Below are 12,220 nucleotides of genomic sequence, written 5' to 3' on the forward strand. Positions count from 1 at the left end.
AGAATGTTGGCTAATTGCTGACTGGGAACAGTGGGATATTTTTTATTTGAAAGTCCCTCAAAGGGAGTCAATCCAACAGCGTTGGCGCTGGAAAGGATAAGTGGGCAGAGCAACTCGTTGTCTGGGAGAATCTCTATGAAATTCTGACCAATTAATGTTTATACCCTTCATGTATAAGGTAGCTAGGCTGTCTAGGAGCGATCGCCAGTCATCGTGCCCTTGTCTTAAAGAAGACAACCAAGTAGCAGTGTTTTTAGGTAGACAGCGCTTACCCATACTTGCCAGAGTATCTGTTGGCCCAATTTCCAGGAAAATTTCATACCCCGCCTCTGCTAAGGTCTGGATACCTCCATCGAAACGCACGGGCGATCGCAGTTGAGAGCGCCAGTAGTTAGCATCTAATATCCCTGCCTCGAATTCTCCCGAAAGATGAGAGATAAACGGCAGACTTGGGCGATGAAACTGCATTTTCCTCAAAGTCTGTTCAAAGGCATTTTGGATGGGGTCTACTAAGGGTGAGTGAAAGGCGTGGGCAACATTTAGCTCGCGAGTCATAATGAAATCCGATTCCAGACGAGCGATCGCTGCTGAAACCGCTTGTTTATCCCCCGCAATCACAGTTTGGCTAGGGCCGTTAAAGGCAGCAATGGCAACTGCATCCTGGTAAGATGCGATCGCCTCCTCTACAATCTCCTTAGCTGCAAACACCGCCACCATTTGCCCTTCTCTGGGCTGCGTTGCCATCAGTCGTCCCGGTTCGGCACTCAAGTACAGTCCTTCCTCCAAGCTGAATACACCTGTCACACAAGCAGCTACATACTCTCCGACGCTATGACCCATCACCGCATCAGGTTCAATGCCCCATGACTGCCACAATTTCACTAAGGCATACTCTATGGCAAATAGAGCAGGTTGGGCGTAGGCAGTTTCATCTAAAAGATAAGGCGCTGAGTTTCTTTCCCCTAATGGATACAGTACTTCCAGCAGTGGCCGATCCAAATAAGAGCGTAAGATGCGATCGCAATCGTTTAAGGCGGCACGGAAAATAGGTTGGCTGTTGTAAAGTTCCCATCCCATACCAATGTATTGCGAGCCCTGTCCAGCAAACAAAAATGCAATCTTCGGCCTATTCTCCGGCTGTAGCCGTCCTGTTGTCTGTTTGCTAGTGGCGAATGTCCTCAGTTGGTCGGTTAAATCAGGTAAATCGCCTGATGAAATGATGGTATAACGATGGTTAAAATGTGACCGACCGATATTAGTTGTAAAACAGATATCGGGAATCGATTGAGCGCCGTAGTTTTCTAAACTATCTGCATAGCAACTTGCTAGTTCCCGTAACGCTGTCTCAGTTTTTGCTGAAAGCGTCAACAGCGATTTGATATGTGAAGCTACTCCCTGCCCCTCTGCCCCCCTGCCCCTCTGCCCCCCTGCCCCTCCGCTCTCCTCTGCTGCTTCCAGTACTACATGAGCATTGGTGCCGCCAAAGCCAAAGGAATTAACGCCAGCAAACCGAGGCTTGATATCTATCGGACGATCTATTGTAGGAATCAAGAATGGTGTTGACTTGATGTCAATATGGGGATTGATGGTTTTGAAATGGGGATGAGGGGGAATTTCTCCCTGTTGCAAACACAGGACAGTTTTGATAAATGCGGCAATTCCACCAGCAGCTTCGAGGTTGCCAATATTAGTTTTCACAGAACCGAGTCCGCAGGGTTGGTAAAGGGTTCGCCCCTGTCCTAGCACCCCCAAGATTGCTTGTAGCTCAATGGCATCCCCCATTGGAGTACCCGTACCATGTGCCTCAACATAGTCAATTTCATGGGGTGCTACCCTGGCATTTGTCAGTGCTTGCCGAATCACTGCTTGTTGAGCCAATCCATTTGGTGCAGTTAGTCCAACACTGCGGCCGTTATGATTTACGGCGGTTCCCCGCAGTAACGCTAAAATGCGATCGCCATCTTTGACTGCATCTGAAAGACGCTTCAGGATAACTACCCCACATCCTTCTCCTCGGACGTAGCCATCAGCTGTAGCATCAAAGCTTTTGCAACGTCCATCAGATGACATCATACCAGCCTGAGAAAAGGTAATATTCACCTCCGGTAACAACATAATATTCACGCCGCCCACCAATGCGAGATTTGACTCTCGATGCCGCAGACTTTGGCAAGCGGTATGTATGGCAACCAGGGACGACGAACAAGCAGTGTCGATTGTGACGCTAGGGCCTCGCACATCCAAAAAGTAGGACAGGCGATTTGCCGCCATACTATTGGCAATACCGGTGCCGGCTCTCGTGGGAATTGCGGTCATGGCTTTGTAATAATCACAAGTGGCAATTCCCACAAACACGCCAGTCTGAGAACCAGCCAATTGTAAGGGGTCGTATCCAGCGTTTTCTAATGCCTCCCAACTTACTTCCAATAGCAGCCGTTGCTGGGGGTCAATAGTAGCTGCTTCGCTCGTGGAAATTCCGAAAAAACCGGGATCGAATTGATTGATATTTGCTAAAAAGCCACCCCAACGGGTGTTAGTTTTGTCATAACTACTTAAATCAGGATCGTAGTAAGCATCTACATCCCAGCGATCGCTAGGAACTTCTGCGATCGCATCACCACCATTTTTGCATAACAGCCATAACTCCTCTGGAGAGTTAACTCCTCCAGGAAAGCGGCAACCAATACCGATGACTGCAATGGGTTCATTTGCAGCATGTTCGAGGGTATTGAGCTTTACTTGTAGGGCTGATAGCTCCAGCAATGCGTTCTGCATCAATTGTCCATAATCTCTGGTTTCTGAAGGACGACTCATAGCAGTTTTCCCTCTCTGATTGATGCTAGTTTTGCAGCCAGCAAATCTGCAATTTCGTCAAGCGATTGGTCGGGTGATGACAATTTCACTCTCTTTTCTAATGATGATTCTTCCAGTAAGGCTTGTTGCTGGAAAGTCTCAGAATTAGAGTTAGCCTTGTGGACTGATTCTTGTGGATCTAAGAGCGACAACACTTGCGTTTCCAGATAATTCGCCAACGCTGCTACCGTCGGATAATCAAATAATGTGGTTGGGGAAAGGGAACAGCCTAAACTATTTTGCAATTGCTCTTTCAACTCCGTAGCAGTTAATGAATCCATCCCTAATTCAAAGAAACCTTGCTGCAAACCGATGGACTGTGGTTGCTTTAAGCCTAAAACTTTGGCTACTAATGAGCGGACATGAGCGATTAATTCCTCCTGTCGCACTCGTACAGGCTTGGCTATTAGCGATTGGAGAAATGTTGATTGTTTCGTATTGATGGTGGCAGCAATGGGCGATGGAAGATGATTGTGGTTAACTGGGTTATTGGTACTGATGCTTTGAGCCAGGATGACAACTTGTTGGAACGAATCGCCGATCGCCTCGCAATCTGGTGCCAGATACACAGCCTCTTGAAACCCACAATCAGACAACAATTCCAGCCAGTCAGTCACTGCTAACAAAGGGTAGAATGGTCGCAACTCGTAGTCTGAGAATTTCCACCACCCTGGCGTTAATCCAAAGACCAAATCTAACCAGCGTCGGGGACTTGTTCCCTCCAGCAACACTAATAATCCTCCTGGCGCTAACAGGCTGCGAACGTGACGTAAGGTTTGCTGTAAATCCTCGGTTGCGTGCAGGACATTTGCTGCCACAATGATGTCGTATTGATGGTTAGTAAATCCCTGAGATTGGGGGTCTTGTTCAATGTCTAAAGACTGATAGCGGATAAATGGGTAATCCCGGAATTTCTCTTGAGCCTTGGAAGTGAACCACGTTCCTAAGTCTGTGAAGACATATTCAGTTCGATCTGCTGGGAGATGAGGTAGGAGGTAAGCAGTTGTGCCGCCAGTTCCGGCTCCAATTTCCAAAATGCTGACTGTAGCGGTGGAAATCGCGGTTGAGATTGCTTTTTGGACTAGCGCGTTCATCAGCTTTGCGCCGGGGGAATCCTGGTAAAGCTGGGTTAATGCTGTCAAATCGCCTTGGGGAAATAGCAACTCCAGTGGGCGAGTTTCACCTTGGAGTACTTGAGCCAGGTGCGAACCGCAACGCTCTAGCAGCGTCAGTTCTGCATTTGCTTGAGGATATTGCGATCGCAAATTATGTAGTTGCGCTTCTGGTGTGGGTAACTCTAGTATTCGAGTTACTTCCCACTGATTACCAATTCGCTGAAGAATCCCTTCTTCAACCAGCATTTCCAACAGGCGCAAAGCGAGTTTCTGATGTTGCTCAATGACTCCTAGTTTGGTGAGTTGGGGGATGGAATAGCGATCGCCTAGCTGCAAATTCCACCCCATTTCCCGAAATGCCGCCACCACATAAAGGATACTTAGTGATTCCAAAGTACTTAGGGCTTCCCCATAGTGTTTGAGACTGAGTTGGGCTGTCAATTCAGTCAACTGGGGTACGAGCAAACGCTTGATTTCTGCTGGTGAACAGAGCGATTCTCTAGCAGTCACGCCACTAGATGCAGTTTCCATCCAGAAGCGCGATCGCTCAAAGGGATAATTGGGCAATATGACCCGACGATGTTGAGAGCCATGATGAAAGCCTACCCAATCGATGGATATTCCAGACTCGTACAAAGTTGCCAAACTGGACAACATCTGCTGTGAATTTGATTCCTTTTTGAGGCTGGGAAGCCACACATACTCGTTACCCGATAAGCACTGGCGACCCATTCCCAACAAAATCGGTTGCGGTCCTACTTCCAAATACGCTAAGGCTCCTAGTTCTGCTAGAGTTGCCATTCCATCAGCAAACCGGACTGGCTGCATCACATGTTTTACCCAATATTCAGGCGTGGCGATCTCTGCTTTTGCCAGTTGACCTGTGAGATTAGAAATAAAGCGAATATCGGGGTTTGGCGGACAGTAGTTTACTTGCTGGACAATTTGTTCAAACTCCGCCAGCATGGGTTGCATCAATGGCGAATGAAAAGCATGGGAAACCTCAAGCGGTTTTGTCTTCACTCCCTTTGCTTCTAACCTGGCCACAGCCGATGTGATAGATTGAGATCCACCTGAGATGATCAGATGTGCGCCGTTCATTGCTGCGATCGCCACATCTGAATATTCATCAATGATGGTCGATACTTCTTGCGACTGGGCAAATACCGCTACCATTGCTCCTACAGACGGTAACGCTTGCATCAGTTTCCCCCGTGCGGCAATCAACTTCAGTCCATCTTCCAGACTGAACACTCCTGCTACACAAGCAGCAACATACTCGCCGATACTGTGTCCCATCACCACACTCGGTTTGATTCCCCAGGACTGCCATAGCTCAGACAATGCATATTCCAATGCAAATAAAGCAGGTTGAGTATAAGCAGTTTCATTAATAGAGGCTTGAGTTGGGTTGTCTAACTCACTCGTTGGATATAGAACCTCTAACAGAGGTTGATTTAAGTATGGCTGCAAGATTTCAGCGCAGCGTTCTATAGCTTGCCGGAAAACGGGTTGCGTGTTGTAAAGTTCCCGTCCCATACCAATATATTGCGAACCTTGACCAGTGAACAGGAAAGCAACCCCCTGACAACGATCGCCTATTCTGGAAGGTGAGTTATAAATGAAGGCTGCTAGTTGTTCGCAAAATTCCTCAGAGGATTCTGCAACCAGAGCTAGTCGATGATCAAAATGCGATCGCCCGACATTGCTCGTATAACAAATATCCCCCAGAGATACTTCTGAATGAAACTCCAGAAACGCCACATATCGCCGAACTAATTCCCGTAACGCTATTTCACTTTTTGCCGAAAGCGTCAACAGCGATTTGACGTGTGAGGCTACTCCCCTGCTCCCCTGCTCCCCTGCTTCCCCTGCCCCCCCTGCTCCCACTGCCCCCCTTCCCTCTTCCGGCGCTTCCTCCAGAACAACATGGGCATTCGTACCGCCGAAGCCAAAGGAACTTACTCCTGCAAAACGTTGCTTCCCAAAACCAGACCACTTCTGAGTCTCGCGGGGAATTGAAAAAGGCGTGTCTTGGATGGTAATCTTCGGATTTAGCTCCTTGAGATGAAGCGTACCGGGAATCTCTTGATGTTGCAAAGCCAGTACAACTTTAATTAACCCTGCAATTCCCGCCGCTGATTCTAAATGACCGATATTTGTCTTTACTGAACCGATCGCACAAGGTTGGTTTGGGAAACGACCTGACATCAGCACTGATTGCAAGGAATTAACTTCAATCGGGTCGCCCAAGGCTGTACCTGTCCCGTGAGCTTCAACATAACTAATCGCTGCGGGTGCGACTCCAGCATTCACAAGCGCCTGATGGATGACGGCTTGTTGGGCAATTCCTCTAGGAGCAGTCAGCCCATTGCTATGACCATCCTGATTGACTGCCGAGCCGCGAATCAGCGCCAGGATATTATCCCCATCTTTGATAGCATCAGTAAAACGCTTCAGCACTACGATTCCACAACCTTCTCCCCGGACATAACCATCTGCATCCGCATCAAAGGTTTTGCAGCGACCATCCCCTGACATGAATCTTGCTTGGGAGAGGGCAATTGTCATTTGGGGGGTGAGAATTAAATTAACACCACCTGCCAAAGCCAAGTCACATTCACCTAACCGTAAACTCTGACAAGCCTGGTGAACTGCAACCAGAGATGAAGAACAGGCAGTATCGACTGCCCAACTGGGCCCGTGCCAATCGAACTGATAGGATAGGCGGTTAGCAGCAATGCTCAGAGCGTTGCCTGTGCTGGCATAGACATCAATATCAGATAAGCGATCGAACTGGAAGCGAGCATAGTCATTGGTACTGATGCCGATAAATACACCACTGTTGCTTCCTGTCAAGCGATCGCTTGCTAATCCAGCATTTTCTAATGCCTGCCAACTCACTTCTAATAACAGCCTTTGCTGCGGGTCCATCCGCTCGGCTTCACGAGGAGAAATGCGGAAAAATTGGGTATCGAATTGGTCAACTTGCTCAATAAATCCACCCCAACGAGTACTCATTTTCCCTGGTTGGGCGGGGATGGGGTTATAGAAAAGATGAGAATCCCAACGATTGCCTGGAATTTGGTCTATGGCACTTTTACCATTTCGTAGTAATTGCCAAAAGGCTTCTGGGTTATTAGCTCCGGGAAAGCGGCAGTCAAGACCAATAATTGCGATCGCCTCGACAGATTTGAAATTTTGTCTGGGTTCTGGAGATTCTCGCCGTTGCGATAAAGTTTCTGTGAGATAGGCTGATAGAGTTGCGATCGTTGGGTAATCGTAAGCCAAAGTAGGCAACAACTGACAACCTAACCAATCCTCTAAATCTGCCGACAGGCTGACTGCGGCAATGGAATCTAACCCGTAGTAGGCAAATGATTCATGCGGATCTATCGAATGCGGTGCAATGTTTTGTCGTTGAGCAATCTTATTTATCAACCAAGCTTGAATTTCCGCCCGTCCCTTTTCTCCAGACTTGCGACTTATCAATTCTCCCTGCTCCCTTGCTCCCCTGCTCCCCTGCTCCCCTGCTCCCCTGCTCCTCTGCTCCCCTGCTCCCCTGCTCCCCTGCTCCCCTGCCTTCCTCCACTGTCCCACCACTTCCAAAGTCCCCGACAAAAATTCTGCGCGAGTGGCATAGCGCTGAATCTTCCCACTGGAAGTTTTGGGGATACTGGCTGGTTTCAACAGCAAGACGGCATAAACTTCTAATTCGTGCTGTGTTGTGACTGCTTGTCGGATGGAGCCAATTACCTCACTTGCATCAAGCTTCCGCATAGCAGTTCGCTCGACTTCACATGCCACAACGAGTTGTTCTTCACCGTCTACTTCAATAGTAAATGCGGCTACTCCCTGCGTTCCCAAAGCCGAATGACTATTTGTAACTGTGAGTTCAATGTCTTGAGGATAATGATTGTGTCCTCGAATAATAATTAAATCCTTAAGTCGTCCGGTGATAAATAGCTCGTCATTTTGCAAAAAGCCTAAGTCTCCTGTGCGGAGAAACGGCCCTTCCCCAGTGTCAGCTAAATAAGCTGCAAATGTATGTTTTGTTTCCTCTGGTCGCTGCCAATAGCCTTGGGTGATACTTGCTCCTGCGACCCAAATTTCGCCGACTTCATCCGGTAAACATCGCGTCAACAATTCAGGATGAACGATCGCTATTTGTGTATCGCTTTGCCTGTGATTGCCACATCCAACCAAAAGCCGCACATTGGGATGGTCTGCTGTTGCTGGCACTACTCGATTTTGTGCCAGCGCGGTTGCCTCAACCTTGCTAATAATTGGCTCGGCTTGTGTTTGCACGGCAGTTACTTTCAGTGTTGCCTCAGCTAGTCCGTAACCCGGACAGAAAGCAGTTGCTTGAAACCCACAACAAGCAAATGCTTTGGCAAACCGTTCCAACGTTTCTGCTTTGACTGGTTCAGCAGCATTTAAAGCCATCTGCCAACGACTGAGATTCAGGCTGGCACGTTGTTCTGGGGTAATTTTACGGATGCACAGATCGTAGGCGAAGTTTGGCGCACTAGTATGTGTTGCTTGATAGTGAGAAATAGCTTGGAGCCAGCGAATTGGACGCGCAATAAAGGCTACAGGTGGCATGATGTAACAAGGAAATCCCTTGTACAAGGGTTGGAGTACTCCATAAATCAGCCCCATATCGTGAAAGAATGGAATCCACGTCACCATCACACTATCGGATGTGTGTTCCCAGCCGCGATCCAGATAAGCTAAATTGTGCAACAGATTACTGTGACTTACCATCACTCCTTTGGGCGTTCCCGTGGAACCGGAGGTGTATTGCAGAAACGCTAAAGTATTTCCATCAATATTAGGTGCTTTCCATTCCTGTGCTGCATCTACGCCCGTCGTAGACATCGCCTCAGAAATCGCATCGCTGGCCAACAGTTTTAGAGATGCTAGTTCTGGATTGTCTGCAAAGTAGTTCTTAACGATCGGTAATAGTGCTGTTGTTGTCAGGATGGCAGTTGCTTGGGCGTCGGAAACGATCGCACCCAACCTAGCAATCGACTGATTTTGCCGAGGCGGATAAGCAGGAATCGCGATCAAACCAGCATATAAGCAGCCGAAAAAGGCAGTAATAAATTCTAAACCAGGTGGGTAGAGCAGGAGTACGCGATCGCCTGGCTTTGCAAATGTTTGCAAGTAGGTAGCGATCGCTCTTGCCAGTTTGTCCAATGCTCCATACGTGAGTTTACTTCCCTCAGATTCACCATCCACCAAAAAGGTATAGCCTAGCGTCTGAGGTTGCTGAATAGCTCTGTAGCGCAATACGTCTACTAGCGTCTCACTAGTATGTTGTTTTTCCATGCATGGCTACTCCTAAAACCTGGAAATTATTCAGACCGCTAATCTCTAGCACATTGACAAGCAAAGCCAACATCTGCGAGTAAATGAAGGTATTAAAGATTTATCAGACTGATGAAGCCATCAGTTTGATAAATTTTGGTGTTCTCCGAGAAAATCTTGGTATTGTTTAGAATACCAAGATTTCACTCTTCACGCACAAATTTTATAAATTCTCAACTGTTTAAGGGATGACTTTTATATCAAAATAACTTAATAGTTATCGCGGGAGACTTGTGGAATTTCTATCTAATTAGCAGATGCATTCAATCAGTTAAGGATTGCCATGCTGAATCTTACCCCTATAATAAAGCGACAGGTCTATTTATGATCCAAAAATCTTATGAAGAGAATGGCATAGCAGAGAATCAACAGCTAATTGAGGAACTGAAGTCCCTGCGGCGAGAGGTAGCTGAATTAAAAACAGAAAAAGCTGCTTTCCAAGCTCAAAAAAAGCTGCTGGAGCATTCAGTAGCGACAATCATCCGCGCTTCACCCGAAGAAGAGATGCTGAAAGCTACTTTACAAGACACGTTAGATGTTTGTAGTCAGCTTACTGGTGCCCAGAAAGGCAGTCTGTTTTTACTCGATCGCCAGGGTGCTGTCACCGATAGTATTCTCACGCAAAGGGAGACAGCACTCAAGGAGCGCGATCGCCTGATTGGTTGTGTTTTAGCACAGGGGCTTGCTGGTTGGGTATACAGACAGCGCCAGATCGGATTGATCGTAGACACTGAAACTGACGATCGTTGGTTGCAGTTGCCCAATCAGCCTTACACTGTACGTTCAGCATTAGCTGTTCCCATTCTCAGGAATGAAGAGGTCTTAGGTATTCTTACCTTGCTACACCAAGAACCAGGACACTTTAGCCCAGAAATTGCCCATCTGATGCAGCTCACTGCTGACCAAATCGCTATAGTTTTAGAAAATGCCCAGCTCTATGGGAAAATTGAAACCTATTCCAAAGCGCTCAACTACGAATTAGAAAAAGGCCGACAAATCCAGAGAGATTTTCTACCCAACGAAATCCCACAGCTACCTAATTTAGAGATTGCCACGTTTTTCTCTCCTGCCCGTCAAGTAGCTGGCGACTTCTACGATGTTTTTATGCTACCTGGCGATTACTTGGGGCTAGTTATTGCTGATGTCGCCGACAAAGGTGTAGGCGCTGCGTTATTTATGGCTTTGTTCCGAAGCTTAATCCGTATTTTCTCAGGACAAATTAGTTTGGGTGGACTCTCTATTATTGCCAATGAGGCAGAATTATCGATTTTACTTGAGTCAGAGATGGCAACCAATTTATACCAAATTAATCCCCTGAAAGCGGTAGCGCTCACGAATAACTATATCGCCCAGCAGCACGCGCAGATGAGTATGTTTGCCACGCTGTTTTTTGGCGTGCTAGATCCGGCAACTGGCATTCTCACCTACATCAATGGTGGACACGAAACTCTGTTTGTTGTCGGCGACACTGGTATCAAAGCCAGTCTCAACTCAACCGGGCCAGCGGTAGGGATGATGCCTAATATGAAATTTAAAATTCAACAAGTACAGTTGGAACCAGGCGATATCTTAATTGGCTATACCGATGGGGTAACTGAGGCACGTAGCCCCAGCGGTAAGTTTTTTACTGAAAAGCGACTGCGATCGCTCCTAGATCAATCTGCACTTTTGCCATCTCCCCTGCTAGAGCGCATTACAACTGATTTGTTCGCTCACATCAGCAACGCACCTCAGTATGATGACATCACAATGCTGATTGTGCAGAGAAAGGCATCAGACTAAAATTTCATCCTTTCACTCACCCCCAATCCGTAAAATATGGAACCTTTAACTGTGCCTGGAACACTGGACTCTTTAAAGGCGATCGCAGAATATGTGATGGCAGCAGCAATGGTAGCAGGTTTGAATAAAAAAACCTCCTACAGACTGCGTTTGGCGGTCGATGAAATTGCTACAAACATCATTAATTACGGTTATAAGGCAGCAAATCGCGAAGGCATATTGATTTTAAAAGCCGATCTTGACGATCACTCCTTGACGATTGCGATTAAAGATACTGGTGTTCCCTTCAATCCTACCCAGAAGTTAACTCCAGATGATTTGAACAAGTCGCTACAGGAACGACAGATTGGCGGTTTGGGAGTTTATCTAGCTCTTAACAGCGTAGATCGGTTTATTTACAAACAAGACGGAAACCAAAATTGTAATATTTTAATTGTAAATCGTGACAACGGATTGGGAACCAGTTAAGTAAATTCGCAGGAATATTAATTATTAAAAACAAAGAATAATGAATTTAACAGGATACAACAACAAGAGTTACAAGTTAATTTATTTTTATTTACATAGTTTTGTTTTTCGACACCGTTGCACTTAAAACCGAGTGAATTTTGTCCAAAAATCTTCCTAAAACTTGCTAGCAAATATTTACAAACCTTTAAGTCCAATCCTTCCAGATTCTCTTTTTACGTCACTTGTTACAAATGGTCACGAAGTTAGTAACTACGAAAAAATTTCATGTATTCTCAATATTCACAAGGTAGCGACCTTAAACAGCAAATATGTCAAAAACGGCCAAAAAACGCATATATAGCAGTTGCCTTCGTAGGTTAGGACATCAACGAAGAGGCAGCGGGAAGGGGGCAGGGAGCAGGGGGAAATGACCCCTGACTCCTACTGTGTAGCGGAGCGGAACATGGGTCTGAGTCCCCCACTTCTCCACCAGTGGTTCTTGTACCCCTACGGGGAAGCAAGAACCACTGGTGGGGTTGAATACCTACCTGAATTATCCCCCTTGCTCCCTGCTCCCCTGCCTCTTTTTCAACCGATCGTCAAACCCCGACACCAAGGACTTTTAAGCCTGTTGCCTATTAGCTGTT

General features: G+C 46.9%; 4 protein-coding genes. 2 read left to right on the forward strand and 2 right to left on the reverse strand.

Annotated features, from left to right (window positions below; translation table 11 throughout):
• Nucleotides 1-57: 57 nt before the first annotated feature.
• Both HWQ42_RS04050 and HWQ42_RS04055 read right to left on the reverse strand, forming a co-directional pair.
• A complete protein-coding gene (locus tag HWQ42_RS04050) occupies nt 58-2,814 on the reverse strand; it encodes a type I polyketide synthase (protein ID WP_292809549.1) in 2,757 nt (918 codons plus the stop codon).
• The gene (locus HWQ42_RS04055) at nt 2,811-9,302 is read right to left on the reverse strand and encodes a type I polyketide synthase (RefSeq protein ID WP_292809551.1); all 6,492 of its coding nucleotides are present in this window, start codon (nt 9,300-9,302) and stop codon (nt 2,811-2,813) included. The genes HWQ42_RS04050 and HWQ42_RS04055 overlap by 4 nt, the downstream gene beginning before the upstream one ends.
• Before the next feature lie 363 nt (nt 9,303-9,665).
• Between HWQ42_RS04055 and HWQ42_RS04060 the strand changes: the two genes are divergently transcribed.
• Nucleotides 9,666-11,123 (forward strand): GAF domain-containing SpoIIE family protein phosphatase, encoded by a 1,458-nt coding sequence (locus HWQ42_RS04060; protein ID WP_292809553.1) that lies wholly within the window; start codon nt 9,666-9,668, stop codon nt 11,121-11,123.
• A 51-nt stretch (nt 11,124-11,174) separates the two neighbouring features.
• On the forward strand, nt 11,175-11,591 hold the full coding sequence (locus HWQ42_RS04065) for an ATP-binding protein (protein WP_292809555.1): 417 nt from the start codon (nt 11,175-11,177) through the stop codon (nt 11,589-11,591).
• Nucleotides 11,592-12,220 lie beyond the last annotated feature (629 nt).

The organism is Nostoc sp. JL23 (assembly GCF_017115065.1).
GTDB lineage: Bacteria > Cyanobacteriota > Cyanobacteriia > Cyanobacteriales > Nostocaceae > Nostoc > Nostoc punctiforme_A.

What these genes read in the sequence shown, in the direction of transcription:
- HWQ42_RS04050 (WP_292809549.1), bottom strand. Translation starts at nt 2,814, where the DNA reads ATGAGTCGTCCTTCAGAAACCAGAGATTATGGACAATTGATGCAGAAC.
- HWQ42_RS04055 (WP_292809551.1), bottom strand. Translation starts at nt 9,302, where the DNA reads ATGGAAAAACAACATACTAGTGAGACGCTAGTAGACGTATTGCGCTAC.
- HWQ42_RS04060 (WP_292809553.1), top strand. Translation starts at nt 9,666, where the DNA reads ATGATCCAAAAATCTTATGAAGAGAATGGCATAGCAGAGAATCAACAG.